Source organism: Mesorhizobium sp. M5C.F.Ca.IN.020.29.1.1 (assembly GCF_003997375.1).
Classification (GTDB): Bacteria; Pseudomonadota; Alphaproteobacteria; order Rhizobiales; family Rhizobiaceae; genus Mesorhizobium; species Mesorhizobium wenxiniae.
Map to the genome: position 1 here is coordinate 1 of NZ_RZSW01000034.1, position 24,117 is coordinate 24,117.

A 24,117-nucleotide genomic window follows, 5' to 3' on the forward strand; every position below is an offset into this window, starting at 1 on the left:
CCAATATCCTTGGCCTAGAAAAGCTGCTTGAGCGCTATCCGCGTCAGCTCTCCGGCGGCCAACGCCAGCGTGTCGCCATGGGCCGCGCCATCGTGCGCGACCCGCAGGTGTTCCTGTTCGACGAGCCGCTCTCCAATCTCGACGCCAAGCTGCGCGTCCAGATGCGCGGCGAGATCAAGGCGCTGCATCAGCGGCTGGGCACGACAACCATCTACGTCACGCATGACCAGATCGAAGCGATGACCATGGCCGACAAGATCGTCGTGCTGCATGACGGCCTGGTCGAGCAGATCGGCGCGCCGCTCGACCTCTACGACCAGCCGGCCAATCTCTTCGTTGCCGGCTTTATCGGCTCGCCCGCCATGAACTTCATTGCCGGCCGCATCGAGGAAGGCGTGTTCCGCAGCGCCGGCGGGCTGATCCTGCCGCTGCCGGAAGGTGCCCGCCCGGCTGACGCTGCAGGACGCGAACTTGTCTACGGCATCCGCCCCGAACATATCCGCGCAACCGCCCAGGGCATGGAAGGTACGGTGACGCTTCTGGAGGCCACGGGCTCGGAAATCTTCGCCAAGGTCGACTGCGCCGGCGAGGAAATTGCCTGCTTGTTCCGCGAGCGGCTGCCGCTCAAGCAAGGCGCGCAGGTGCGGATCGAAGTCGATCGCGCATGCGCCCACCTGTTCGACGCGAAAACCGGCCGGCGTGTGTGAGTGGCGCAGGCGCCCGGGTAATCAGCGTCAGCGAACCAACCCATTGGCCAGCAAGAAACATGTGATCGCTGGTTGCGGACACTGGTCCCAGCAGGAGAAGCCTGAGGAGGTCACCGCCCTCATGCTCGACTGGCTGAAGCGGCGGTTCCCCGCGTAGCGATCGAGCGGCTGGCTCGCGACGTGAGGATTTTGGCCGACATCAAGGGCGACTTCGCAACGGTTGCTCCTGGCGAAGGTTCGCAGCAGGCTATGATCCCCGTAAAATTACACAACGCGTCTTGCAGGATTGCCGTTCAGTACTGCCGGAACCGGTCTAGCCGAAGACGAACGCTATCAGCAGCTTCGGCTCGATCACCGGCGCCCGCACGGCGCTCAACTGACCACGGTACTGGCGTTCGCCGGCGCCGATGGCAAATCCGCTGGTGACCGGAGTGTCGCCGTCGAGGTCGAGGCGCGCAAAAATGTCGGCAACGTTGAGGTCCAGCGCCAGCTTGAGGTCGTGACGCGCATCGTCGTTTGGTCCGGAAGGCAGTTGGCGCTTCACCAGTTGCTGGAACGGAACATTGAAAGTCAGGATCTTCTTCGATGACGTCAAGGCAAATGCAGGCGAGGGGCAGGCAACCAGTATGGCGTTGATCGTCCTTATTGACGCGAGCTTACTCAACGTCACGTTTTGCTCCGCCTGACCGCGTATGCAGGCTACCCGGATTGCCGATGTCAGGTTGCCGTTCTGTGCCTGAGTTCCGGCTATCTCATCGATCAGCATGCCGATCGTGCATTTCCGGCTCTCAGCCATCCGCTTCAGCGATATCCAAAAAGCCCGCTCCAGGCGGATCCCGCGGCGCATTCCGCCACGCGCCACAACTCGAAATTCCAGTGCAAAATCCTCGTTGGCGAGCGGCAGGAGTAGTGGACCAGGATTGGTGGGGGGAGAGGTGGCGCCAGCGCTCACTCAAAGCCTCCTGACGCGCCTTGTTGATCGGCTTCAAAAGTGAACTCAGGATCGTCTTGCGTCCCGTCTTGATGTCGACTGAGCAGATCATGCCGGGATGATGGAACAAGCCTTGCCATCCCGTTCGAGCGTCGATTTGTCTGTCGCGACACGTACTTGGTAAAAGGGCCCACCCGTTTTTTGATCGACCAGGCTGTCGTATTCATTTCTACCCCACCCACGATTGTGCCCTGTACGTTTTATCTGGCCAAGCCTTCTCACCGAGCTTTGACAGATTATCCGCCAAATTCCTGGAACATGTGAGGGTTTATTGATTCAGCGCCGGCTAAAAACAGGTAAGTTTCGGGAATGTAGCGAAAATGGCACATAGCGGGCGGCTCGCTACGGTTGTGGCAGGACGCCTGCGCCTATGATCAATGTTGCTTGCCGCGACTCACCGGGGCCGTGGCTCAGAAGCGCCTCTATTCGGAAGAGCGCGCCGTCCATTAAGCCTCGCGCAATCTTTGCAGCCTATTCTGCTTGGATTGTCGAGGGAACATGACGCGCAAGCCGCTACTGCTCTTTGCCTTTCCAGCTCTCATCCTTCTGATTCTGGCAGGGGAGCGAGCAGCGACGTTCCTGCTGGGAACCTATCCGGCCAGCCCCGTCATGTGGCGGATCTGGCTTGAACTACGCCCTTTGTCGACGATGTTCTGGCAGCAGGTCGACCTCTATCTGGGCGGTTCAATGGTCCTTGATGCCGCCATCGTGACCGCCGCGTCGATCGTCTGCTGGATGGCTTGCCGGACGAGAAAATCGGCCGCGTTCTTCTTCCTTACCAACCACGTCGCTCTGCTTTTCGTCGGGTTAATGATCGCTTCCAGCAGCCATTCTGAGACAGCGAGCACAATTGCGGCATTCACCGCGCCCAGCGGCCATCCATTCTCGCTGATCCTCGATTTCACATGGCAGAACAGCCTGGTGCTGCTTCTGGGCACTGCAGCCTGCGCCTACTGTCATGTTGCGTTTCTTGTCGAAGCGCGACAGCGTTCCCAAGCGCTCGCCATACGGCTTTGTGCTCTGCAGCGGGATCTCTAGCTCGGGGCACAGCCATCGCGCTCCCGATCGGCATTGCCAACAAGGCGACGGCAGCTCGGAATCCAGCTGAGCGCACAACCGATCTCTCGATGTCTGTCGCTCCTAATTGATTTTCTTGTAATGGACCTTGCCGTCAGGCTGCACTATGCGCTGGTAGGACGAGTTTGGGGCAGGGGGCAGCGCCGCCGCGATCCTCTTTTTGGGCGGGCGCGGCGATTCGACGATACTGGGTTCGGTCGCTTCTTCGAGGACGGTGGCTGCATCCGCCATGGTGCTGGTCGTGACCACGGAAGGCTCCGCGATGCTCGACATGTCGTCGTCACTGGCCAGGGGCAGCTCCTGTTCAAGCCGGGCAATACTGCCTTTGACTTCGTTGAAGCTGCCCTGCAGTTGACCGTCCAGTTTTTCAAAGCGGCTTTGAAAGCCGTTGTTGACCGTCTCAAGCCGGGCTGCGATCCGTTGCTCGAACGATCCGAGTTGTTCCAGCCGCCGTTCGACAAAGCGCAGATCGTTGATGCCGCGGTAGAAATAGACCGCGGCCGTTATGTTCACCGCCGTGATCAACAAGGCGCCGACGGCGACAACGCCGATCATCTTTGCATTGCTTGGTTTCCCCACGACAGCTTGCCCTCCAGTGTGGGTTGCCGGCCCAATGTCGATCGCTGGCATATCCGGGTCGCTGATCATCGTCATTGGACCACCACCCTTGCGCCGACCGAGACGCGCTTGAAAAGATCGATCACATCGGTGTTGGTTAGACGGAAACATCCCGATGTTCCGTCGAAGCCGATGCCCTTGGGATCGTTGGTGCCGTGGATGCGGTAGAGCGTGTCGCGCCCGTCCCGCAGCAGATAGAGTGCCCTGGCACCGAGCGGATTATAGGGACCGGCGGGCACCATTTCCGGCAGCTCCGGCTGGCGAGCGCGCATTTCCTTAGGCGGGCGCCATTCCGGCCATTCCGTTTTCGCTCCGACCTTGACGATGCCGGTCCAGCCAAAGCCGTCGCGCCCGACACTGATCTGGTAGCGCAGCGCCTCGCCCTGCCGGGTCACCAGATAGAGTGCCTTCTCGTCCTTGCGGATGATGATCGTGCCGGGCCGTTCCGCGGTTTGGAGAGCAACCGCCTTGCGCAGGCTGGGCCCCATTGCCGGCAGCGGCGGCCGGTCCGACAGCGCGGACCGGGCATGGGCGAATTCCCAGGCCGGCATCCCCAACACCAGGCCTATGATGCAGGCGCCGGCAAGCCTCGGGACGATGCGGTATCTACCGGGCTGCGTCATCGAGCCGCTCTTTGAACATCCGCTTCAGGTCCTTGTTGAAACGCGCCCGCCCAGCCACTTCGGAGGGCAGGATGGCTCGGTTCAGCGCGTCGGTCAGCAGCGCATTGTCCAGGCTGACCGACTTGATGTGCGGCGCCTTGAAGATCTTCTCGAGTTCGCGGCGCGAAAAGTGGTTGCCGAACCATTTGCGCTTATGCTTGTTGGCGACCAGCGTGATGCTCGCCGCATTGCCGCGCAGCTCGCGGATCTTCGTGTAGAGCCGCTTGCCTTGCCGCAGCGAGGCGACGTTGAGCTCGAAGACGATGAAGATCTCGTCGCTCGTCGAAAGCACGGAATTCTGCCAGGAGGTTTCGATATTCGGCAGGTCGATGACGATGTCGTCGAACCGGTAGGCGACGAGGTCCAGCAGCCGGAACACGAAATTCGCGCCCTGCGGCTCAAACGGCAGTTGTGGCCTCTCGAATGAATAGAGGGTCAGGCCCGACGGGCGCGAAAGCCTGATGACGTCCATCAGTTCGACATCGAGCCTTTCCGGCTGGCCGATAATGCCGGCCAGGTCGAACTGGTTGAACAGGTTGAGGTAGGCGCCGCAATTGGCGCTCTGGAAATCGAGGTCGACGAGGCAGGTCGAAGCCGCGCGTTCGGTGGATTTCGACGCCAGGAATTCCGCCGCCGACAAAGCGAGCGTCGTGGCGCCGGCGCCGCCGCTGGCGCTGATGAAAGTGATGATGCGGCTCTTGGTGCCTTGGTTGCCGGTGTCGTGGAAAGTGACCGCGTTCAGCAGCTCCTTGGCGTCGAGCGGCTTGTGCAGCCAGTCCGAGGCGTTCATGCGGACCAGGATGCGCGTCTGTTCGGAAGTCAATTCGTCGGAGACCGCGATCAGCGGCACGGATGCCCACAAGGCGCGGGCCGCGACGATGCCGGGCATGCCGAGCAGCTCGCCATTGGCCAGGTCGAGGATGACGATGCCCGGCCGCGTCTCGGACGGCGGACCATTGAGGAAGTCAACCGTCTCGGAAATCCGGACGTCGTAGATGGCCAGCGCGTCCAGCCGCGTCGCCACCTCGCGCTTGAACTGCGGATCCGACGAAAATAGCGCCACCTGCTTTCGTTTGGTCGGGAGGACCTTGGTGTTGATGGCGTTCATGGCGATGTACTCCTCAGGTCTTCGCCCGTGACCGTGCTGAGCATCGAGGGCAGGGTGAGGTTTCCGTATCCGAGCAGGCCGCCGAGGAAGAAGAACTGGAAGGTCAGGTTCTGCAGCCTGACGGTGATTGTCGGCACCGGCCCGCCCAGCCGGGTCTGATAGCCCAAGCCGGTGGCGGAATAGGTGATGACGACATTGTCGCGCCGCAGGCCTGAAAAGAAATGGCACATACCCGGCCGCTGGTCTGTCGCAAGCGGGACACAGGCGTCGTCATTGGTGACTGCCGTATCGCCGCGGAAGATACGGCTGAAATTGGCGGCATTGAATGTGCCGCCATTGCTGCAAGCGCCCGTGCCGGCGGTATATGTGCAGGCGAAGGGTCCATAAGCGGCAGCAACCACCGGGGCGCCCGGTGCCGTCGTCGGTGCGGCTGTAGCTAGCGCGGTGGCAATCGGATCGGAAATCGAGGCCAGACGTGCGCCGAGCTGCACGGCCTTGTTGGCAGCGTTCCACTGATAGAGGGCGTAACCGAAATCGACGAAGCCGAGAACAAGGGCAAACAGCAGTGTCGATACGATGGCCATCTCCACCGTCGTCGCGCCGCCTTCCGATTTTGCGAAACCCCTGATCATGATCAGAACCGGATCAACCGCTCCTCGTGAGAGCTATTTAGCGTCATGGGGCCAATGCGGACCAGAGACAGCATTCCGATGCCACTATAGGCCAACGTCCCCGCCGCCCTGACGATGCAGACCTGTGGGGTGGTAGCGCGATATTGGGTGACACCTGCGACCACGGCGTCATGGCACGAGCCTGAAGCGGCAATGGTCACCGTCACATTCGCCTTCTGCCAGCCGACGATGCGCGCACTCCCTGTCCCCGCAGCATTGCCGAACACCGCGATGTTTGTGGCGATATCGGCGCAATTGATCGCCGCCAGCCCGGCCTTGGTATACAACTGGCTGTTGCAGCGCGCGGCAAAGCGTGCCGCGTCAGACAGGCCGGCCTCCATCAGCAGCTTTTGGTGGATCATATTGCCGAACTCGAACACGCCCGCCGACAGGATCAGCATCAGCGGCGCGATCAGCGCCATTTCGACGAGAGCCGTGCCGCGCTGCTCGCGTCGAAATCTGTGGAGACGATGGTACAGCGCTGCGATCATCGCCATCACCGGTAGAGCTGGGCTTCGTCGCGAAGGAAATTGTCAAGCGTGCCCTGGCCGGCACCGCCGGTTACGTCGACCAGTTCGACCATCACCGACGCGTCCTCTGATGCTGACGGCACGGGTTCAGTGAGGAAGAAACTGCCGAAGGCTTCGACCGGCAGATTGGTGCTATGGCCGGACAGGCCGTTGCCAGCAGCTTCGAGTGCAGTGCAGTTCAGGATCGCGCCATAAAGCAACCGACGATCAACTGTCGTGACAGGCGGTTGGCAAGCTGCGGCCGGCGTTCCGATCTCTCCACCGGTCGATGCGGTCGCTACTAACCCGTTCGATATCTCGTACCGATAAACCTCATAGCGCGTTGGCTTGGTCGTGTCCCATGCGGTTGGATAGGCAGCGGAACCGAAGTTGGTGCTCCAATAGCCGGAGAAGTTCCAATTTCCGTCGCCCATCCTGCCGCCCAGATACGGCGTTGTCGCATCGCGCGGAAGGCCCATCGTTCCAGCTTCGGTGAATGAAAGTTGGTTCATGGAAGGGCATTGATTGGCGCTGCCTGTGGTCCGTATCGCGCCTTTTCGGACATTGGCGGCCGGACCGTATTCGGGGCTGTCGAAGTGGTTGCCGTTAGCTCCAATCCCGAAACGAACGTTGAAGGCGTCTTGCACCGGGCCGGCATTCTGACCGGTCTTCGTCGTTACGTTCGCGGAATTGTAGCAGCCAATCGGCGTCGACGTTGCGATCGTCTGGGCCAGTGCTTGAGCACCATTTCCCACATCTGGCGGAGGCTCGAGGAAGCCGAAGTTGCCCGGACCGGCCGCAGCCCCGTTTCCGACCTTCCTCAGTTCGATCAGCCGGCGACGGACAGCCGGATTGGAAACGGCCTGCTCAAGCGTATAACCCCCGGCATTGTTTGTCCCGTTCACCATCTCATAGGGGTTGCACATAAAGACCGGTGTGAAATCGCAGACGCCTGAGGTGAAGCCCGCTACCGCGACTGCCCCGACATTGAAGCTGTCGCTGACGCCGGATGTCACAAATGAGGCGGGAAAGATCGCGGCAAACCCTTGGGGAGCGACTGTCACCTGGATGAACCGTGTTTCCGCCTGTCCGACAGCCAGGTTGGCATCTGCAAGATAGTTGGCCTGATTGGCGGTTGTAATCTTGGTTCCGTCGTTGGCAGGGATCGCTTTGAGGAAGCACCAGGAAATGTTGCCAGCACTGTTGCAGCGCTGCGTGCCTCCCGGCTGACCGGAGGTGAGAGTGAACCTGCCTGCCGTGGAGAAGTTGCTTTGATTGTCCACGAGCGTCGCCATGGCACGTTCGGCTCGCGCCCAGGAACCGCTGCTTCCGTCCAGTTCCGCTGCCGCCGCGAGCGCAAACGCGTCAGCGCCCTTCTGAAGATCGTTGTGGAGGTTGTTTACCCGGCTCATATCGATTGCGAGCAGCGAAAAGCCGATGATCGCCGGCAGCGTGACGCTGACCAGAATCAGCGCTATTCCCCTCTGATCGTGCCAGAACGCGCGAACAATCCGCAACATGGCCTTACTCTTAGCTCCCCTGACGCCAGTCGCCTTGCCTGACGCTGAACCCGCATCCTTCTATTCAACCCCGGTGTTGCCGACATTGACCGTAATGGCTGGCGGCGGCGGTGGTGGCGGTGGAATTCTGTAGCTCTCAGCGACAGCGGCGGAGCGCACGCCGTCGCCTTTGATCGTCGTGTTCCTAGAGGCCGGATTGAGCGGGTCGACCGTCTGCAGAAGCGAATTGTATTTCTGCGTGTCGCCTGCCGCCAGCGTCACCGTCTCGTAGCGATTCAGATAGTCGGCGCAGCCCGTCAGCACGCCGGCGCACAAAAGCAGGATCAAGGCGCTATTTTTTGACATAGATCATCTTGTCCTTGGATTTGAGGTCGAGCATGTGGCCATAGGGGCCGACGACACCTTCGCCGACCTCATATTTGCGAACCATGTCCTTGGTCACTTCGAGCTGACCGAGGATGAAGAGTTCCGGGTCGTTGGCCGGCCGTGTCTTGTCGAACGGCGTCGCCAACTGCTCGCCAGGCTTTACCGGCCGCACGATACGTGGCGTCACGATCACGACCAGTTCGGTCTCTTCCTTCTGGTTGCTCGAATTCCGGAACAGCGTCCCGACGATCGGCACCTGGCCGAGCCAAGGCACCTGCCTCTGGAGCTTGGTGTTCTTGCTGGACAAAAGCCCGCCGACCGCGAAGCTCTGGCCGTCGCGCAGTTCGACGACGGTAGACAGCTTGCGGTTGGTGAAGATCGGGTCTCCGGCGGTGGTGAAACCGGTGAGGTCGCTGACTTCCGGCGCCAGCCTGATGTTGATCTTGTCGTCGTTGAGCACGACCGGCGTGAACAGCAGATTGACGCCGAACTGCTTGTACTCGATGCTGATCTCGCCGTCATCGTTCAGGGTGCGGATAGGCACTTCGCCGCCGGCATTGAAGCTGGCCAGCTCACCGGACAGCGTGGTGAGGTTGGGTTCGGCAAGGGTGCGCACCACGCCCTTGGCCTCGAGCGCCTCGATGATCAGGTCGACCTTGATGTTGCTGTCGATGACGCGGGTGATTAGCGCCGCGAACGGGTTGGTGTTCGAAAGAAGGCCGGTAAGCAGATTGCCCGGCCCCAGCACGACACCATCCTCGTCGACGGCGGCAATTCCGGTTCCGGTGCGGGTCGTACCGCTGCCGTTGGTGCTCCTGATTGAGACGCCAAGATCGCGGCCAGCATTGCGCTTGGCCTCCAGTACGCGCACTTCCAGGTTAACCTGCTGGCTGTCGTCGACGGTCACTGCGTTTATGATCGCGTCAGGGCCATATTGCTGGGCAACCTGCATGATCGCCGCCAGCGTGGCGCCGTCCTTGACATGGCCGCCAAGCCTTACCTTGCCGTTGACCGAACCGATATCAATGCGCGCCCTGGGCGCCACCTGCCGGATCGCTTGCGCCATGTCGCTCACGTCGACGCCGACCTCGATCTGGATCACGCCAAGCGAGCGCTTGTCCTCGGAAAAGAGGTTGACGGTGGTGGTGCCGGCGCTCTTGCCGATGACATAGAGCGTCCGGTCGGTCATTGGCTGGGCGTCGGCGATCTTCTCGTCGCCGACGACGATGTCGCCCAGCGTGGCGTTCACCTGGATCGTCACCGACTGCGACATGGGCAGGAAAACACGGTGGACGCTGGGGTTCGATACATCGATCTTGCGGTCGGCTGCATGGGCGGCAAGATCGATCGACAGTAGCATCATCGAACAGGCCAGCGCGGCAGCCGCCAGTGGTCCCCGGAACATTCGCATCTAGACGATCCCCCTACCGACTCGTTCGGTAATACCCTAGCGTAATTTTTGTCGCGGCACGTCGTAGGATTCGAGCTTCACACCCCTGAAAACGCCGATTGTCGCACGCGCCGGCGGCTCCGGCTGCACATATTTGATCACTTCCTTAACTACTTCTTGCACCTGGGGTGCTGAGGCCACTGCCGGAGCAGGTTTTGCGCTGCTCAACAGGTCGAGCCTGCTTCCCACACGTTCCACGGCCTGGGTCAGCCCATTGATCTTGTCATCCGCGCGCTTGCGCTCGGCCGCGGCCTCAGCCTCGGCTATTGCCTGCTTGGCGAGTTCGGCCTCCCTGGCGGCGACGTCGGCCGGCGTGTCGCCGGTCAGGTCGGAAAGCGTGATGCGTTCGGTCGTCTCGCCTTCGCTGGCGGCTGCTTGGCGAAGCGCCAGCGACAGCTGGCCGGCACCGGCGGCCAAGGTAAGCTTCTGTGCATCCCTGGTGCTGGCCTCGAGCGTGACCGATTTCACCACCGTCGGGCTGTCGGTGCTTTCGTCGGCAACCTGGTCGACGGCGAGCACCTTCATGCTCTGCAGCAGCACGTCGACAAAGCTCTTATCCGCGCCGCCTTCGCCACGCGCCGTGCGCGTTAAAAGTACGTCGACACGATCGCCGGGAAAGACAAATCCGGCGACGCCGAGCACGTCGTTGACCCTGATAGAGACGGCTTTCATGCCTTCGCCGAGCACCGCGGAGAGCGTGGCACGCTGGCCGGGACCGGTGATCTTGGTGGCGAGAACAGGCTCGTTGGCGCTGATCGCCTGCAGCGCCTGCTTGGTGCCTTCGCCAGCCAGCGCCTCTTTCGTCGTCTTGAAAGCTCCGGCCGGAATGGCACCTGCAGGCCAGGCGATTTCACGCAGCTTGTCGGCCGACAGTGTGTCGCCGAATTTCAGCGCCACCGCTGCCACCACAACCGTATCGCGCTGGATTCCGTTTGCTTCCGCCATGGCACTACGCTGGCTGGCGAGCCAGACATTGGCGAGCACCACCGCCAGGACGCCGAACACGCCCGCAAGAACGATCATGATAAGTGTGTTAGCACGCATAGCCCAAGCCCCACGCCCCAAGCCTAAAGTGCGGGAATTCGCCCGTCGCGATTGGATTCAGGCCCGGATCGGATGGGACCCGGGCCTGAGCGTGATCTGGCGATCAGGTTCCGACGCCCGTTCCCACGTTGCAGGTGCCGAGTGGCGATGCTTCCAGCGCGGCGCATAGGCCGGTAAAGCGACCGGTCACCCAACCGCCGATCGCCAGGATAGCAAGTATCGCTGCTGCGGCGATGATGCCGACAAGGATGGAATATTCGACCATGGCAGCGCCGTTTTCGTCGTCGCGGAACTGCCGGGTCATCGTCATGAGCTTCTTCATGCCAATCTCTCCCTTTGGAGTTTGAACCCGACGAGACGAGCCAAGGATGAAATCCATACCTGAGCATCCCCCGTCATCTCGAATCTAAGTCCCGGCGAAAACCGGAGTCAAACGGGATTAACGGATCCTTAACTATCAAGTACATGGCCGCGCCATAATATTGCCATTCTAACACTGATCAAGACATTGATTTGGCTGAATTTTCCATCCGCTTTAACCATTCGTTCACAATTTGGCCGCGGATACGGCGAAAGCGGGGCAGCATTAGTGATGATGCATATTCCTTTATATCTAAGGCCTTAGGTAAGTTCCATGACACCTTTGTGGCAAAAAGGCACTTTGCATTGAAAGGCGAGCCCCCGTGTTGCATTAGGACAGCTCCGCTGACCAAATAAACGTCGCATTTTCTGATGCTTGATCTTAACTATGTGTGAAGTATTAATTTGCATGGTACGCAGCTGGCGCTTGTACCATCCGTGGTTAACGCTTAGTTTCAGCGTGGGGATTAAACGGGGAAGAAGCGTGATGTTGGGCCGATTCACCAAGGGGCCAGGCGAACCGCGGGTCGAGCCAAGGGTTGAGCCGATCGTGACGTCGCCCGTAGCGGCGCTTCCCCCGGGAGCCGATGTCGAAGCGGCAGGTGACGATTTCCTGACGCTCAAGGTCGAGCTCCACCGCCATCTGATCGACCGGTTCAATCTTGCCGCGCTTGAAACGGCATCGAAGGACGAGATCCTGAACGAAATCCGGCCAATCGTTCGCGAGTTCGTTCGTGCTCGCGCTGTACCGCTGAACGCGCGGGAGCTCGACAGGCTGACCAGTGAGACAGCCGACGAGATGCTGGGCCTTGGCCCGATCGAGCCGCTGCTCAAGGACGACTCGATCACCGACATATTGATCAATACCCACAAGCGCGTCTTCATCGAGCGGCGCGGCGTGATCGAGGAGACGGCGATCCGCTTCCGCGACGAGGCGCACCTTCTGCGCGTCATCAACAAGATCGTCTCGGCCATCGGCAGGCGCGTCGATGAATCGGCGCCGATGGCGGATGCGCGCCTGGAAGACGGCTCGCGCGTCAACATCGCGGTGCGGCCGGTCTCGGTGGATGGCCCACTGGTGTCGATCCGTAAATTCTCCAAGAATCCCTATTCGCTCGAGCGCCTGATGGCGCTCAACTCCATTCGCCAGCCGATGATCGAGCTCCTGCGGATCGCGGTGCAGTCGCGCAAGTCGATCCTGGTTTCGGGCGGCACCGGCAGCGGCAAGACGACATTGCTCAATGCGCTGTCTAGCTACATCCCGGCCAAGGAGCGCCTGATCACCATCGAGGATGCCGCGGAACTGCAATTGCAGCAGCCGCATGTCGGCCGCCTGGAGACGCGCCCCCCGAATGTCGAGGGCAAGGGCGAGGTTCGTCAGCGCGAACTGCTGAAGAACGCGCTGCGCATGCGGCCCGACCGCATCATCGTCGGCGAGGTTCGCGGCGAGGAAGCCTTCGACATGCTGCAGGCGATGAACACCGGCCACGAAGGCTCGATGACCACCATCCATGCCAACACGCCACGCGACGCGATCTCCCGCCTCGAGCAGATGGTCGGGATGGCCGGCATGCCGATGACCCATGAGTCCATCCGAGCGCAGATTGCGTCGGCCATCGACATCATCGTGCAGACGCAGCGTCTTTCGGACGGTGGAAGGCGCGTCGTTTCAATCTCCGAACTGACCGGCATGGAGGGCAATGTCGTCCAGCTTCAGGAGATTTACCATTTTGTCCGCCGGGAGGTGACGCCGGAGGGCAAAATCATCGGCGATTTTCGCGCTACCGGCGTTCGTCCACGCTTTGCCCCGGAGGCGGCGACGCTTGGCCATCATTTTGCCAAGGACGCCTTCAATCCGCAGGTTGCGCTCTGATGCCCACCGGTCAGACTTTGCTCTACTTCATTTATGTGCTCGCGGCCGCCTCGACGATTCTCGCTGGCGAGGCCCTGTATTTTTCCTTTGCCAAGCGCCGCTCGCGGGTCAGCACGATTAACCGCCGGATGAAGCGTCTGGTTGATGAGGTTCCGGCCGAACTGACCTTGCAAGGATTGCTGCGCGAACGCGGGCTGACGGATTCGGGCGACTTTGTGTTTGGCCTGATCGGGCTGAACAGGCTCTATACCCAGTCCGGTATCACCGGGAACCCGCTGTCTTTCGCCGCGACCTTCCTGCTCGCTGGCCTGGCATTGGCGTCGGTGTTGTCGATCTTTTTGGGTTTCTCGACCTTGATATCGCTCATCGTTTTTTTTTGTGGTCGGATTTGTGCTGCCGCTTCTTGTTCTTCGGCGCGCCCGCAACAAGCGAATCCAGAAATTCGCGAAACAGCTCCCGGATGCACTGGACATGATCGTTCGTTCACTGCGCGCCGGACATCCGGCTTCGGTGGCGATTGGTCTCGTCGCCCGCGAAATGCCTGATCCGCTCGGCACCGAATTCGGCATCGTTTCCGACGAAATCACCTTCGGACTCAGCATTGAACAAGCCGTGCGCAAGCTTTCCCAACGCGTCGGCTTCGAAGGTCTTCATCTGCTATCGGTGTCGCTGTCCATTCAATCCAAGACCGGCGGCAATCTCACCGAAATTCTACACAATTTGTCGTCAGTTTTGCGCGAGAGGCAGAAATTGCGCATGAAAATCAGGGCGCTTTCGTCCGAGGGCCGAGTGTCGGCATGGATCATCTCACTGTTCCCGGTCGCGATGTTCTTGATCCTTCAGATACTTGCCCCAGCCTACTACGGAACCGTCTGGAACAATCCGGTTATCCTGCCGGTGTTCCTGATTTTCGGGTCGTGGGCGCTGTTAGGCGATTTCATTATGTATCGAATGGTGAATTTCGATTTCTGAACAGGGGCGAAGCGTAACTTGTTTTCGAACGTCCAGAACCTGAGCATGTTGGTTTCCATTGCCGTCTTCGTGGCAGCGGTTGCACTTTTTCTGTTCGGCGCGCTCGTCTTCTTGCCGGCGCTGCAGACGCGCAAGCTGGTCGCAAAAAGCCTGATGGCCGAAGGTATTGCCGATCGCCGTTCGCTCGTCGGACAGGAGCAGCTGGCCAAGATCGCAGCGCAGCGGCCAGTGGATGCTTATTTTCGATCGATCGAAAAGGAGCGGGACGAGCCCAGCGCCTTGGACGCGAAGCTCTTTCGCGCCGGCTTTTACCAGTCGAGCGCTCCACTCATTTACACCTTGTCGCGGCTTGGCGCGGTCTGTGTCGGCTTTCTGGCTGCCTATGCGCTGCTGTCACGCGTCCTGCCGCCTGAATTGCCCGCTTTCGTAGCTTTTGCCGGCTCTGCTTTGTTTGGGCTCGCCTGCATCGTGGTTCCAAGCGTCCTGCTCGATCGCTTCGAGAAGGCACAAAAGCGGATCTATCGTCGTGGCTTTCCCGATTTCATGGACATGATGATAACCTGCGCCGACGCAGGAATGAGCCTCGAGGCGGCGGTCGAGCGTGTCAGCGGTGAACTAGCCAGCACCCACAGGTGGCTCGGCATCCAGCTTTCGATCATGACTTTGCAGTTGCGCGCCGGCAAGCCATTGCGCGAGGCCTTGCGCGAACTCGCCGACCGCATTGGTCTTGACGAGGCGCGGGCGCTCGCTGTGCTTTTCAGGCAGTCGGAAGAACTTGGCACTAGTCTCACGGAGGCCTTGCGCGTCTACAGCGACGAAATGCGGAGCCAGAGAATCCTGAGTGCCGAAGAGCGCGCCAATGCTTTGCCGGTCAAGATGATGATCCCGTTGGGGCTCTGCATCTTTCCAGTCGTGTTGATGGTCATCATGTTGCCGGTGATCATTCGAATGAGGGGCATTTTCTTCTAGGCGATCATGTGCTTTGGTCGAAATACAGAGTCGGAGGACTCTTTTGGGGGACGAAATGACAGGGCCAATGCGCCTCGCAGCCATAGCCGGTTTGCTGCTTATCGTGCTTTCCGGCTGCCAGACGGCTGATAGCAGCGGCGTCGTCCGCACCAACGAGCCCTCAAAAGGTGACATGACAGCCTTTGGCGATGCCTTCGACGGGCTGAAGACGGTCAGCGACGTCGAGTACTATGCCTCGGACCAGGCTATTGCCGAAGCCAAGAACCAGTTCCGCGCGGAAAATTACGGCAATGCCGGCGCCCTGTTCTACAAGGCGACGCAACTGGCGCCCAATGATGGTGGTGCCTGGATGGGCCTGGCCGCCTGCAGCGATCGCATCCGCCGCTTCGACCTCTCCGACCACGCCTATCGCCAAGCCTTCCGGCTGGTCGGCGGGACGCCCGAATATTACAACAATGTCGGCTATTCCTATCTGCTGCGCGGCAAGCTGCAGGACGCCCGCAGCAATTTCCTCAAGGCTTATGAGCTGGCGCCCAACGATCCGACCGTGGCCAACAATCTGCTGCTCCTTTCGTCGAGCGTGAAGAATCTCGAGCGGTAAGGCGATAGCATGTTGCTCGCCGCATCGCTGCTGCTGAAGGGACTAGCCATTCCTTTGCTGGCAAGGATCGCCTGGCTCGACCTTACAACCCAGAAGATATCCAACCAGAATGTGCTGCTGCTGCTTTGCCTGGGTTTGGGCTCGCTGCAGCTCCTATCGGTGCAAGCCGGGTCGTGGTGGGACATGGGCCTGAGCGCGCTTGCCGGTCTTTTGCTGTTTGTTGCGCTCTTTCCGTTCTGGGCCATGCGCAAGATCGGGGCCGGCGATGTCAAGCTGATGGCGGTGCTGCCGTTGCTGATAGGCGGCAGCGGCCTCGTCGTATTTTCAGTGCTGCTGCTGGTTTTCGCTCTCGCCACGGCGATGGTCGTCAAAAATCCGCTCATGCTGCCGCAAGGCGCTTTCCGCCTCTACGTTCAGCACCTGGACCGCAAAGGCGTCGTGCCGTTTGGCGTGCCGATCTCGCTCGCAGCGATCTGCACGATAGTGTTTCAGATTTATACCAACATGATGGTTCTAGCCGGGCTATCGGTTTGACGTAGGGCGGCTTTGGACCTTGCGGGGGCAGGCGATGAAGGGGAAGAACTAGGCGCTTACGCGCGAGCCAAGCGGAGGGTTGCATGAAGCAGCTCGAACTTCTGGATTGGAACCCGCCCTGCCTGGTGATCGCCTTCCCGATGGCGAAGCGTGTCGGCAAAGTCCGACGTGTTGCCGAGGTGCTTTCGGTCAAGCGCGGTGCCGCTGCGACGAACTACTGGAAGCAGGTGGTTGCGACCTTGGGCGGACAGACGCAACGTGCCGGGTTCAATCGGGATACCATCAACCGCGAACCGCGAGCGCTTCATGACGCTGTTCAGCGCGAGCTTTGCTTGCAAAGTGGGCACGGGCAGCGGCCAGGAGGTACTGCCGCATGACCCCGACCTATCGCGGCGTCGACAGGCGGGATGGTTCAACCCGTGCGAAAACCGTCAGCGCTGGTTGGATCGATCTTCATCAACCGCGATCTGGCCTCGGCCACGCGACGTTGCGCAGCCCGTATCCTGCTGCACAACGCAATATTGATGCCGACACCGCAGTCTTCATCCAGCATTTCATTCGCACGCCTAAGGGAGAGTTCCGCTCGCCTGAGCCGCTGTCGGGCTCTCGCCAATTCCAAATCCAGAAATTCCATTATCCTGCATCCATTGGAGTCCCTTCGATTGGTAAACCATTTGTCGTCGCCGTTGGTTCCGGCTGTGCGCGAACGTGCAGCCTAGGCGTCGATTTGGTTGGCACAGTCTGGAACGCCAGCGGTGGCGCTGCTGGCCGGAAGGTCGGGAACAATGAGCCGTATCCCTGCCAACAGAGAGATCGTCCGTTGCTGCTGCTCACTCGACCTGCTCAATCTCCGGACCCGGTTCAGTCGGCGGAGCTGGCATGCAATCTTGTCCGGTGCATTCCTGCACAGGGTTATCCGCCGGCGGGAGGCAGTTTTGCCCCTCGCAATGAACTGGCGGCTGCTCTGTTGCTGCTTCGCTGTTCGGCAGAGCCGGCTGATCCTCAGCTCGAACGGGAGGCATTCCAAGGCCGATTATGGCCGTGCACAGGAGCGCAATTCGAAGCAACTTCATTTCCGCCTCCGCGGCTGACAGCAAAATGCAGACTACGCTTTCGAACTGCGGCCTACATCCTGTCACCCGCGAACGGCGTTAACAGCGCGTTTCGTTGCTGGTCAGAAGGTCGCGAGGAATGAGAGCGAGCGTTGTTCGTCTTCCTGCCAAAACAGCGCCAAAAACAGGCGAGCGTCTTCGACCGCTCAATATACCCGGCACCGAGGCCCTTACAGTCAAGCAGGCGCAGGGTGTTCAAAGACTATCGATTGTCAGAGGACACGTTGCGACGCTTGGTGAAGCGATGGCGCTTGAGGGTGATCATTGTGCGCTGAACTGCCCCCAGGCAGGACGACCGCGAACATCCGGACGTGCAACGGTATTTCCGAAGGTTGGATATACCTCTAAGTTAGTGAAAAGCTGCGACGATCCCCTTCACCCAATCTAGAAGTTCTGGACTGGCAAGGGATGCGGCTAATGCGCTGGCCACTGTAGCAACTATCACGCAGGCATAACACTCATCAGACTGTTCATCTTGCTCACGTGGCGTTCAGCAGCTGCCCGCTGTTTTTCGTTGCTGTCGCGAAATTCGTCAGGATGTTCAATCCGTACCGATCGTAGTCGACATCATCATGATTGATGCTCTACCGGCGAAGGATTGCATCGTAATCTCGGCTAGTCGCTCGGTCTATGGCTGATGCCTTGGTCGCGCTCTGTGCAGCACGTCCTACAACTGAGGACGAGCAGAAACTTCGACGGAGATACCCCTCTTCGATCGACATTGCTGCCAGTTTTAATGGATGCGAGGTCCCGACCAAGCACGCCATCAAGGCACTGATCGAGGGCTTAGCGTGATGAGGCTTATCGCCGGCCTCCGCTGCCATCTTCACCTCCGCCTTGCGTCATGGCACGACGTACCGCGCCAGCGCCTTGCTCGAAGTCATTCGGGCAAGGCGCGATAGGCGAGGTCAACCGGCCCGCTGATGCCTCGCCGGCGTCAGCTGTAACGGCCGCTGCCTCAAACCAGTCCCATAGCCTCCCCATGTCACGTCCATGTCGCGTGGATTCGCCGATAGTCGCAGGAAACCTTGGAAATCAACGGTAGCCAATTGCAACATGGCGCGACATGGCCGCCGCCCAAATGATCACCAAGCTTTTGATTTTGTTGGTGATCCCGACAGGAATCGAACCTGTGACCTACAGATTAGGAATCTGCCGCTCTATCCTACTGAGCTACGGGACCACGCGGCCCGACACATAACCGCTTCGGACCGTTTCGCCAAGAGGCAGGCTCGATGCAATCGGCCGGTTGCGAGGTGGATCGCAAAGATGAGCTGGGGATAGCGGAACTTCGGACCACCGCCGCGCTTTAGTGTGCCGAAGGAGATGCCGCATGAGTGCTACGAAAGAGTTCTTTGAAACCTGGCTCCAGGAGAACGTCGGTAACCTGCCCGCTGAAAGCGAGGTGAGCGTGGCGGTCCTGGCACAGCAATTCGAACAAGATGCCGACGCGGCCGGCTATGGTCACGAGGTACGCGAAGACGAGATCGGCGACATTGAAGAGGCGATTGAGAAAGCTCTGGACAAGGCCCGGACCGGCGAACAGCAGCAGGCCGATCCGGTCGAAGAGAGTGATCTGGCGCCCGTCATGGAAGCGCTGGAGGTCGACGACCCGAAGAGCGGACCATAGCGGTCCAGGCACCATCCATTGATTTTCGAATAGATTCCCAGCCGGTGCTCCTCCACCCTACATGACCGCCCATGATAGATGCGTGGGTATCGGCGTCGCGTTGGCTGCGTACCCTCGGGGGGCAAGCCCGAGGTAGGCATTGTATGCATTAGGCGGCCAGCGCCGTCTCCGCGAGCTTCACCCAATAGCTCATGCCGTGCGGGATGACTTCGTCGTTGAAGTCGTAGGCCGGATTGTGGAGACCGGCGGTGTCGCCATTGCCGATGAAGATGAACGCGCCCGGCCGCGCTTCCAGCATGTAGGAGAAATCCTCGCCGCCCATCACCGGCTGGATGGCGCGATGCACATGCCCCTCGCCGGCGACATCAGCGGCGACGTCGCTGGCAAAGACCGTCTCTTCCGGATGGTTGAAGGTGACGGGATAATTGGCATTGTAATCCACCTCGATCGTTGCTCCGAAGGCCGCGCCCACGCCCTCGCAGAGGGCGCGCACGCGCTCCTCGGCCTTCCTGGCGACCTCCTTCTTCAGCGTGCGCACGGTGCCGGCGATCTCGGCGCTCTCGGGAATGACGTTGTAGGCGTCGCCGGCGTGGAATTTCGTCACCGACACCACGACAGCCTCGACCGGATCGGTGCTGCGCGAGGCAATCGTCTGCAGGGCGCCGACGAGCTGGCTGGTGATGACGATCGGGTCGATCGTGCCGTGCGGCATCGCCGCATGCCCGCCTCGGCCCTTGACGGTGATGGTGAATTCGGCAGTCGCCGCCATTATCGGGCCTGGCTTGATGGCGAACTGGCCGACCGGCAGGCCCGGCATGTTGTGCATGCCGAACACCTTGGAGATGCCGAAGCGCTCCATCATGCCCTCCTTGACCATCTCGTTGCCGCCGCCGCCGCCTTCTTCGGCCGGCTGGAAGATCACCGCGAGGGAGCCGGCGAAATTGCGCGTCTCGGCAAGATATTTGGCAGCACCGAGCAGCATTGCGGTGTGGCCGTCGTGGCCGCAGGCGTGCATCTTGCCCGGAATGGTCGAGGCGTAGGATTTTCCGGAGATCTCGTTGAGCGGCAGCGCGTCCATGTCGGCGCGCAGGCCGATGGTCGTGCCTTCGCCCAGGCGGCCGCGGATGATGCCGACGACGCCGGTCTTGCCGAGCCCGGTCACCACGTCGTCGCAACCGAAGGCCTTCAGCTTCTCGGTGACGAAGGCGGCGGTCTTGAAGACGTCGAAATTCAGCTCTGGCGTCTGGTGCAGATGGCGGCGCCAGCCGGCGACCTCGTCTTGCATTTCGGCGGCGCGGTTCAGGATCGGCATGATGGTTCCATCTCGCTGTTGGAGCAGACGGGCTCTGCCTGCTGCTTTGCAAATTGTGCCTGCTGCTTTGCAAATTGTGCCTGCTGTTTTACAATTGTCATTCAGGCACTTTGCCATCTTGAAGTCACATAGGCTAAATAGCACCGCAAGATTGCGATCCGGATAGGGGCCGGATCACCATGCTGGCGATCGCGTAACAAATCTTACGGAGCCAGAGGCGACTGCGGCAAGAGGCGATTTCGGATTCCACCATGCGGTACAGGCATTTCCTCAAACTATTGCTGGCGGGCGCCGTGGCGCTTCCGGTGCTGGCCGGACCGGCTCTCGCCAATCCGACGATCGTGTTCGATCTGGGGAATGGCAAGATCCTCCAGCACCAGGAGGCTTTCAAGCGCTGGTATCCTGCCTCGCTGACCAAGCTGATGACCGCCTATGTGGCATTTCGTGCGATTGCCGCGGGCGAGGTCCAGCTCGATTCGCCGATCAAGGTCACGAAACGTTCCGCCGGCGAGCCGCCGAGCAAGATGGGCTTCAAGCCGGGCTCGGTCATGCGGCTCGACAACGCGCTGAAAATGATGCTGGTCAAATCGGCCAACGACGTCGCGATGGCCGTCGGCGAGAACATCGGCGGTTCGCAGGCCGCTTTCGCCGAACGCATGAACACCGAGGCGCGCCGGCTCGGCATGACCGGAACGCATTTCGTCAACCCGAACGGGCTCTTTTCGCCGGACCAGTATACGACGGCGCGCGACCTCGGCTTGCTGGTGATGGCGATCCGCATCGAATTTCCGCAATATGCCCCATGGTTCTCGATCGAGGGCCTGGCCGTCGGCAAGAAGCAGATCCCGAACTACAATCTTCTGATTGGCCGCTATCCCGGCGCCGACGGCATGAAGACGGGTTTCGTCTGTCCCTCGGGCTTCAACATGATTGGTTCGGCAACACGCGACGGCCGCACGCTGGTGGCGGTGGTGCTTGGCGAGAAGTCGGCCGTCACCCGCGCCGAGACCGTCGCCAGGCTGCTCGACCACGGCTTTGCCACGCCGACACCGGGCTGGTTGACGGTGGCGGCGCTGCCTTCCTATGGCGACACCACATCGGTCAACGACCTGAATGACGAGATTTGCAGGAAGAAGCCGGCTAAGGAGCAGTCGGAAGCCGTCCCCGTCGGCGATAAGAATGCGCCAAAATCTCCCTATCGGGAAAAGCTCGACCATGTGCCGACATTGGTCGCGGTTGGCCTTGGCGGCGCCACCGGGCCGAAGCCGAAGGCCATGCTCGATGCATCGGGCCGGGAATATGCCGACGTGCCGCTGCCGAGCTGGCGGCCCGACCTGCCGCCGCCGCCCGGCGCCGAGCCGGCAGTGATCGGTTCCGCCACCGCGGCCCAGGACGACCAGCCCGCCAAGGCCTTGAACTAGCCTGATGAGCAGCGGCTTTCCCATCGCCGTCTCGGTGCTGACCGGCTTTCTCGGCGCCGGCAAGACGACCCTGCTCAACCGGCTGCTCAGAGATCCCGCGCTCGCCGACACCGCGGTCATCATCAACGAGTTCGGCGAGGTGGCGATCGACCATCTCCTGGTCGAACAGGCCTCCGACGGCATCATCCAGCTTTCCGACGGCTGCCTATGCTGCACGGTACGCGGCGAACTGGTCGACACGCTGGCCGATCTCATTGACCGGCTGCAGACCGGCCGCATCGCCCGGCTTGCCCGTGTCGTCATCGAAACCACCGGCCTCGCGGATCCGGCGCCGGTGCTGCAGTCGATCATGGCGCATCCGGCGCTGGTCCACGCCTTCCGGCTCGACGGCGTCATCACGCTGGTCGACGCGGTCAACGGCAATGCGACGCTCGACGCCCATGTCGAGGCGGTGAAGCAGGTGGCCGTCGCCGACCGCATCGTGCTGACGAAAGCCGATCTGGCCACCGATCCGCGCGACGTCGAGGCCTTGCGGGCCCGGCTGCGGCAGATCAATCCGGGTGCCGAGCTGCTCGATGCGGGTGACAGAAGGACCGATGTAGCGGCGCTGTTCGATTGCGGCCTCTACAACCCGGCCACCAAGTCCGCCGACGTGCGGCGCTGGCTGGGCGAGGAAGCCGCCCATGATCACCATGGCGATCATGACCACGGCGACCATGATCACGACCATCGGCACGATTCCCGCGTGCGCTCCTACTCGTTGGTTCATGAAGGGCCGGTGCCGTTTTCGGCGATCGAGATGTTCTTTGACCTGTTGCGATCGGCGCATGGCGAGCGCCTGTTGCGCATGAAGGGCGTCATCGAATTGCTGGAAGACCCGTCGCGGCCGCTGGTCGTCCACGGCGTACAGAAGATCCTTCATCCGCCGGCGCGGCTGCCGTCCTGGCCGGACGGTCAACGCGGCACAAGGCTGGTGCTGATCACGCTCGACATGCCGGAAGACTACGTCCGCCGGCTGTTTGCCGCCGTCACCAGCCGGCCGTCGATCGACACACCGGACCGCGCAGCGCTCGAAAACAACCCGCTGGCCATCGCCGGGCGGTAGCTTCAATTTCCGAACGCCGCACTGTCCTCTAACGGAATTGCAAACGTTCCCGAGCTGGCGGCGTCCGTGCAGCTACCAATCTCCCTCCTTGAGGGGGAGATGTCGCCGAAGGCGACAGAGGGGGTCGCCTCGGCTGGTGCGACGCCCCGCAGGACGAAAGAAAAGGTTGGCGCTTCACGCGCGGCAACCTCTCTGGCCTGCCCTCTTTGCCAAAACTTGGCATCTCCCCCTCAAGAGATTGTCCGCTCAGCCGCTTTCGCCAGAACGAGCTAAGTTGAGACTCAGCCACCGCCGCGCTCGACAAGGAAGCGATGGCCGCCTGATATCGCTGCCGTTTCGATCAATCGATGGCCGCTCTCGGTGCAAAGGGCGGGAATGTCGATGACGGCGAGGGGATCAGTGGTTTCAAGCCACAGGCGGCTGCCCGGCTGCATTGTTGCCAACCGCTTTTTTGCCTTGAGCACGGGCAACGGGCAGTTCAGGCCTTTGAGATCGTAGACGGCGGCGGGGCTGGTTGAGGGCCTGTCTTCTTGGCCCCCATCTTCTTGTTCAAGCATGAACCTCAGCCGCCGAACATGCCGAGCAGCTTCTTCTTCAGCCTTGTCGTCGTGCTTTCGTCGGCACTCGCCGCCTGCGTTTCGATTGCCGCGGCGGCCTCGGAGGGCACGACGGTTGCAGTGGCGACAGGCGCTTCGGCTGCGGCCCGGACCGCTTCCTCTTCAGCCAGAGCCTGAGCCTTAGCTGCCTCTTTCTCGGCCTTGGCTGCTTCTATCGCGGCAAGCCTTTGCTCCTCGGCCTTCTGCTTGGCGGCCTTCTCCGCGTCGAGCGCGGCCATCTTGCGGCCGGCCGGCGAATCGATGCGGCCCATGCGCGCCGTCGCCGTCAACGAGCCGTCGGCGTTAAGCGAGGGCGGCTCGATCGGCACGCGTTCGCCACGGGCGCGCTTCTTCGACCACTCGGAGACGATGCTGGCTTCCTTGATCCCGGCGATGGTCGGCTTGGGCGCCGGCACGCTAGCCTTGACCGCGCCGTTAAAAGCCGCTTCGTAGGTGCTCTGATAGGCATTGAAGGCGCTCTTCAGCGAATCCGGCTGCGTGGTCGCGGGGCAGGCGCCGGCCGGATCGAAGGTCGCGCCGTCAGCCGCGACCTGGTTGAAGACATAGCGCTTCTCGCAGACATCGACCTTCGGCGGCACTTTGGTGATCTCGAAATTGTCGTAGCCGACCTTCAGCATCTTCCAGAATTCGTAGTTCGGATCTTTGCGATAGCGCGCCATGTTGGCGGCGGTCATGCGGAACGGAAAGGCCTGGATCTGGAACTCGGTCTGGCCGCCCTGGAAAGCGTCGCGGCCGAAGGCGTAGATTTGCTCGATCTGTGCGTCGGTCATCGAATAGCAGCCCGACGACGAGCAGGCGCCATGGACCATCAGATGGGAACCGGTGCGGCCATTGGCGCGGTCGTAGGCGTTGGGATAACCGATGTTGAACGCAAGGTGGTAGCTCGAC

General features: G+C 61.0%; 27 protein-coding genes, 1 tRNA gene and 1 pseudogene. 13 read left to right on the top strand and 16 right to left on the bottom strand.

Annotation, left to right across the window (positions count from 1 at the left end):
- Positions 1-707, top strand: a 707-nt coding sequence (locus EOA85_RS05105) for a TOBE domain-containing protein (protein WP_127208598.1), incomplete at its 5' end; no start/stop codon positions are given.
- A 313-nt stretch (positions 708-1,020) separates the two neighbouring features.
- Here EOA85_RS05105 and EOA85_RS05115 read toward each other — a convergent pair.
- Both EOA85_RS05115 and EOA85_RS38670 read right to left on the bottom strand, forming a co-directional pair.
- Positions 1,021-1,659: a ribbon-helix-helix domain-containing protein gene (locus EOA85_RS05115; protein WP_127208599.1), complete on the bottom strand. Its 639-nt coding sequence runs from the start codon at positions 1,657-1,659 to the stop codon at positions 1,021-1,023.
- Positions 1,652-1,857, bottom strand: a pseudogene (locus EOA85_RS38670) (HlyD family type I secretion periplasmic adaptor subunit); the annotation flags it as partial. The gene EOA85_RS05115 and the pseudogene EOA85_RS38670, both read right to left, overlap by 8 nt.
- 339 nt (positions 1,858-2,196) lie before the next feature.
- On the opposite strand from EOA85_RS38670, the gene EOA85_RS05125 reads away from it, so the two are divergent.
- Entirely contained in the window at positions 2,197-2,736 is a 540-nt protein-coding gene (locus EOA85_RS05125; RefSeq protein ID WP_065007414.1) for a hypothetical protein, read from the top strand.
- Between the two features lie 102 nt (positions 2,737-2,838).
- On the opposite strand, the gene EOA85_RS05130 is transcribed toward EOA85_RS05125, so the two are convergent.
- The 10 genes from EOA85_RS05130 to EOA85_RS05175 all read right to left on the bottom strand — a co-directional run bounded on the left by EOA85_RS05130 (position 2,839) and on the right by EOA85_RS05175 (position 11,045).
- On the bottom strand, positions 2,839-3,429 hold the full coding sequence (locus tag EOA85_RS05130) for a hypothetical protein (protein ID WP_127208600.1): 591 nt from the start codon (positions 3,427-3,429) through the stop codon (positions 2,839-2,841).
- On the bottom strand, positions 3,426-4,016 hold the full coding sequence (locus EOA85_RS05135; protein ID WP_127208601.1) for a L,D-transpeptidase: 591 nt from the start codon (positions 4,014-4,016) through the stop codon (positions 3,426-3,428). The genes EOA85_RS05130 and EOA85_RS05135 overlap by 4 nt, the downstream gene beginning before the upstream one ends.
- Positions 4,000-5,163 carry an AAA family ATPase gene (locus EOA85_RS05140; RefSeq protein WP_127208602.1) on the bottom strand — a complete coding sequence of 388 codons (1,164 nt, stop codon included), beginning with the start codon at positions 5,161-5,163 and terminating at the stop codon, positions 4,000-4,002. Before EOA85_RS05140 ends, EOA85_RS05135 begins: the two co-directional genes overlap by 17 nt.
- Entirely contained in the window at positions 5,160-5,795 is a 636-nt protein-coding gene (locus EOA85_RS05145; RefSeq protein WP_127208603.1) for a TadE/TadG family type IV pilus assembly protein, read from the bottom strand. The genes EOA85_RS05140 and EOA85_RS05145 overlap by 4 nt, the downstream gene beginning before the upstream one ends.
- Before the next feature lie 2 nt (positions 5,796-5,797).
- Positions 5,798-6,331 carry a TadE/TadG family type IV pilus assembly protein gene (locus EOA85_RS05150; protein ID WP_029348659.1) on the bottom strand — a complete coding sequence of 178 codons (534 nt, stop codon included), beginning with the start codon at positions 6,329-6,331 and terminating at the stop codon, positions 5,798-5,800.
- Positions 6,331-7,863: a pilus assembly protein TadG-related protein gene (locus EOA85_RS05155; protein WP_127208604.1), complete on the bottom strand. Its 1,533-nt coding sequence runs from the start codon at positions 7,861-7,863 to the stop codon at positions 6,331-6,333. Before EOA85_RS05155 ends, EOA85_RS05150 begins: the two co-directional genes overlap by 1 nt.
- 60 nt (positions 7,864-7,923) lie before the next feature.
- Positions 7,924-8,208, bottom strand: coding sequence for a hypothetical protein (locus EOA85_RS05160; RefSeq protein ID WP_127208605.1), 285 nt, complete (start codon positions 8,206-8,208; stop codon positions 7,924-7,926).
- Positions 8,195-9,640 carry a type II and III secretion system protein family protein gene (locus EOA85_RS05165; protein ID WP_127208606.1) on the bottom strand — a complete coding sequence of 482 codons (1,446 nt, stop codon included), beginning with the start codon at positions 9,638-9,640 and terminating at the stop codon, positions 8,195-8,197. The genes EOA85_RS05160 and EOA85_RS05165 overlap by 14 nt, the downstream gene beginning before the upstream one ends.
- Before the next feature lie 36 nt (positions 9,641-9,676).
- The gene (cpaB, locus tag EOA85_RS05170) at positions 9,677-10,723 is read right to left on the bottom strand and encodes a Flp pilus assembly protein CpaB (protein WP_095517844.1); all 1,047 of its coding nucleotides are present in this window, start codon (positions 10,721-10,723) and stop codon (positions 9,677-9,679) included.
- Positions 10,724-10,826: 103 nt separating this feature from the next.
- On the bottom strand, positions 10,827-11,045 hold the full coding sequence (locus EOA85_RS05175) for a Flp family type IVb pilin (RefSeq protein ID WP_029348654.1): 219 nt from the start codon (positions 11,043-11,045) through the stop codon (positions 10,827-10,829).
- 525 nt (positions 11,046-11,570) lie between these two features.
- On the opposite strand from EOA85_RS05175, the gene EOA85_RS05180 reads away from it, so the two are divergent.
- The 8 genes from EOA85_RS05180 (at position 11,571) to EOA85_RS37300 (ending at position 17,227) form a co-directional block, all read left to right on the top strand.
- The gene (locus EOA85_RS05180) at positions 11,571-12,956 is read left to right on the top strand and encodes a CpaF family protein (protein ID WP_127208607.1); all 1,386 of its coding nucleotides are present in this window, start codon (positions 11,571-11,573) and stop codon (positions 12,954-12,956) included.
- The gene (locus EOA85_RS38675; RefSeq protein WP_245485616.1) at positions 12,956-13,501 is read left to right on the top strand and encodes a hypothetical protein; all 546 of its coding nucleotides are present in this window, start codon (positions 12,956-12,958) and stop codon (positions 13,499-13,501) included. The genes EOA85_RS05180 and EOA85_RS38675 overlap by 1 nt, the downstream gene beginning before the upstream one ends.
- The gene (locus tag EOA85_RS38680; RefSeq protein WP_245485617.1) at positions 13,467-13,928 is read left to right on the top strand and encodes a type II secretion system F family protein; all 462 of its coding nucleotides are present in this window, start codon (positions 13,467-13,469) and stop codon (positions 13,926-13,928) included. The genes EOA85_RS38675 and EOA85_RS38680 overlap by 35 nt, the downstream gene beginning before the upstream one ends.
- A 45-nt stretch (positions 13,929-13,973) precedes the next feature.
- Complete coding sequence (locus EOA85_RS05190) at positions 13,974-14,897, top strand: type II secretion system F family protein (RefSeq protein WP_245485618.1); 924 nt, start codon at positions 13,974-13,976, stop codon at positions 14,895-14,897.
- A gap of 67 nt (positions 14,898-14,964) precedes the next feature.
- The gene (locus EOA85_RS05195; protein ID WP_127208609.1) at positions 14,965-15,498 is read left to right on the top strand and encodes a tetratricopeptide repeat protein; all 534 of its coding nucleotides are present in this window, start codon (positions 14,965-14,967) and stop codon (positions 15,496-15,498) included.
- Positions 15,499-15,507: 9 nt separating this feature from the next.
- On the top strand, positions 15,508-16,032 hold the full coding sequence (locus EOA85_RS05200) for a prepilin peptidase (protein WP_065007400.1): 525 nt from the start codon (positions 15,508-15,510) through the stop codon (positions 16,030-16,032).
- Positions 16,033-16,115: 83 nt separating this feature from the next.
- Positions 16,116-16,409 (top strand): DUF6074 family protein, encoded by a 294-nt coding sequence (locus tag EOA85_RS05205; protein ID WP_127208610.1) that lies wholly within the window; start codon positions 16,116-16,118, stop codon positions 16,407-16,409.
- Positions 16,406-17,227, top strand: coding sequence for a hypothetical protein (locus tag EOA85_RS37300; RefSeq protein ID WP_164759497.1), 822 nt, complete (start codon positions 16,406-16,408; stop codon positions 17,225-17,227). Before EOA85_RS05205 ends, EOA85_RS37300 begins: the two co-directional genes overlap by 4 nt.
- A 1,023-nt stretch (positions 17,228-18,250) precedes the next feature.
- Here the strand turns inward: EOA85_RS37300 and EOA85_RS05215 are convergent.
- A tRNA-Arg gene (locus EOA85_RS05215) sits at positions 18,251-18,327 on the bottom strand.
- Between the two features lie 150 nt (positions 18,328-18,477).
- Between EOA85_RS05215 and EOA85_RS05220 the strand changes: the two genes are divergently transcribed.
- Complete coding sequence (locus EOA85_RS05220) at positions 18,478-18,774, top strand: DUF768 domain-containing protein (RefSeq protein WP_065007396.1); 297 nt, start codon at positions 18,478-18,480, stop codon at positions 18,772-18,774.
- 148 nt (positions 18,775-18,922) lie between these two features.
- Here the strand turns inward: EOA85_RS05220 and EOA85_RS05225 are convergent, their stop codons facing one another.
- Positions 18,923-20,086, bottom strand: coding sequence for a M20 aminoacylase family protein (locus EOA85_RS05225; protein ID WP_127208611.1), 1,164 nt, complete (start codon positions 20,084-20,086; stop codon positions 18,923-18,925).
- A 251-nt stretch (positions 20,087-20,337) separates the two neighbouring features.
- On the opposite strand from EOA85_RS05225, the gene EOA85_RS05230 reads away from it, so the two are divergent.
- Positions 20,338-21,507: a D-alanyl-D-alanine carboxypeptidase family protein gene (locus EOA85_RS05230; RefSeq protein WP_127208612.1), complete on the top strand. Its 1,170-nt coding sequence runs from the start codon at positions 20,338-20,340 to the stop codon at positions 21,505-21,507.
- Between the two features lie 4 nt (positions 21,508-21,511).
- The gene (locus EOA85_RS05235; protein ID WP_127208613.1) at positions 21,512-22,612 is read left to right on the top strand and encodes a GTP-binding protein; all 1,101 of its coding nucleotides are present in this window, start codon (positions 21,512-21,514) and stop codon (positions 22,610-22,612) included.
- Between the two features lie 281 nt (positions 22,613-22,893).
- Here EOA85_RS05235 and EOA85_RS05240 read toward each other — a convergent pair whose 3' ends face one another.
- On the bottom strand, positions 22,894-23,169 hold the full coding sequence (locus EOA85_RS05240; RefSeq protein ID WP_127208614.1) for a sulfurtransferase TusA family protein: 276 nt from the start codon (positions 23,167-23,169) through the stop codon (positions 22,894-22,896).
- 5 nt (positions 23,170-23,174) lie between these two features.
- On the bottom strand, positions 23,175-24,117 hold a 943-nt coding region (locus tag EOA85_RS05245; protein ID WP_164759498.1), incomplete at its 5' end, for a murein L,D-transpeptidase family protein.

Bases quoted from the DNA above. Each gene is read 5' to 3' on its own strand.
- EOA85_RS05125 (WP_065007414.1), top strand. From the start codon at position 2,197: ATGACGCGCAAGCCGCTACTGCTCTTTGCCTTTCCAGCTCTCATCCTT.
- EOA85_RS05130 (WP_127208600.1), bottom strand. From the start codon at position 3,429: ATGACGATGATCAGCGACCCGGATATGCCAGCGATCGACATTGGGCCG.
- EOA85_RS05135 (WP_127208601.1), bottom strand. From the start codon at position 4,016: ATGACGCAGCCCGGTAGATACCGCATCGTCCCGAGGCTTGCCGGCGCC.
- EOA85_RS05140 (WP_127208602.1), bottom strand. From the start codon at position 5,163: ATGAACGCCATCAACACCAAGGTCCTCCCGACCAAACGAAAGCAGGTG.
- EOA85_RS05145 (WP_127208603.1), bottom strand. From the start codon at position 5,795: ATGATCAGGGGTTTCGCAAAATCGGAAGGCGGCGCGACGACGGTGGAG.
- EOA85_RS05150 (WP_029348659.1), bottom strand. From the start codon at position 6,331: ATGGCGATGATCGCAGCGCTGTACCATCGTCTCCACAGATTTCGACGC.
- EOA85_RS05155 (WP_127208604.1), bottom strand. From the start codon at position 7,863: ATGTTGCGGATTGTTCGCGCGTTCTGGCACGATCAGAGGGGAATAGCG.
- EOA85_RS05160 (WP_127208605.1), bottom strand. From the start codon at position 8,208: ATGTCAAAAAATAGCGCCTTGATCCTGCTTTTGTGCGCCGGCGTGCTG.
- EOA85_RS05165 (WP_127208606.1), bottom strand. From the start codon at position 9,640: ATGCGAATGTTCCGGGGACCACTGGCGGCTGCCGCGCTGGCCTGTTCG.
- cpaB (WP_095517844.1), bottom strand. From the start codon at position 10,723: ATGCGTGCTAACACACTTATCATGATCGTTCTTGCGGGCGTGTTCGGC.
- EOA85_RS05175 (WP_029348654.1), bottom strand. From the start codon at position 11,045: ATGAAGAAGCTCATGACGATGACCCGGCAGTTCCGCGACGACGAAAAC.
- EOA85_RS05180 (WP_127208607.1), top strand. From the start codon at position 11,571: ATGTTGGGCCGATTCACCAAGGGGCCAGGCGAACCGCGGGTCGAGCCA.
- EOA85_RS38675 (WP_245485616.1), top strand. From the start codon at position 12,956: ATGCCCACCGGTCAGACTTTGCTCTACTTCATTTATGTGCTCGCGGCC.
- EOA85_RS05190 (WP_245485618.1), top strand. From the start codon at position 13,974: ATGTTGGTTTCCATTGCCGTCTTCGTGGCAGCGGTTGCACTTTTTCTG.
- EOA85_RS05195 (WP_127208609.1), top strand. From the start codon at position 14,965: ATGCGCCTCGCAGCCATAGCCGGTTTGCTGCTTATCGTGCTTTCCGGC.
- EOA85_RS05200 (WP_065007400.1), top strand. From the start codon at position 15,508: ATGTTGCTCGCCGCATCGCTGCTGCTGAAGGGACTAGCCATTCCTTTG.
- EOA85_RS05205 (WP_127208610.1), top strand. From the start codon at position 16,116: ATGAAGCAGCTCGAACTTCTGGATTGGAACCCGCCCTGCCTGGTGATC.
- EOA85_RS37300 (WP_164759497.1), top strand. From the start codon at position 16,406: ATGACCCCGACCTATCGCGGCGTCGACAGGCGGGATGGTTCAACCCGT.
- EOA85_RS05220 (WP_065007396.1), top strand. From the start codon at position 18,478: ATGAGTGCTACGAAAGAGTTCTTTGAAACCTGGCTCCAGGAGAACGTC.
- EOA85_RS05225 (WP_127208611.1), bottom strand. From the start codon at position 20,086: ATGCCGATCCTGAACCGCGCCGCCGAAATGCAAGACGAGGTCGCCGGC.
- EOA85_RS05230 (WP_127208612.1), top strand. From the start codon at position 20,338: ATGCGGTACAGGCATTTCCTCAAACTATTGCTGGCGGGCGCCGTGGCG.
- EOA85_RS05235 (WP_127208613.1), top strand. From the start codon at position 21,512: ATGAGCAGCGGCTTTCCCATCGCCGTCTCGGTGCTGACCGGCTTTCTC.
- EOA85_RS05240 (WP_127208614.1), bottom strand. From the start codon at position 23,169: ATGCTTGAACAAGAAGATGGGGGCCAAGAAGACAGGCCCTCAACCAGC.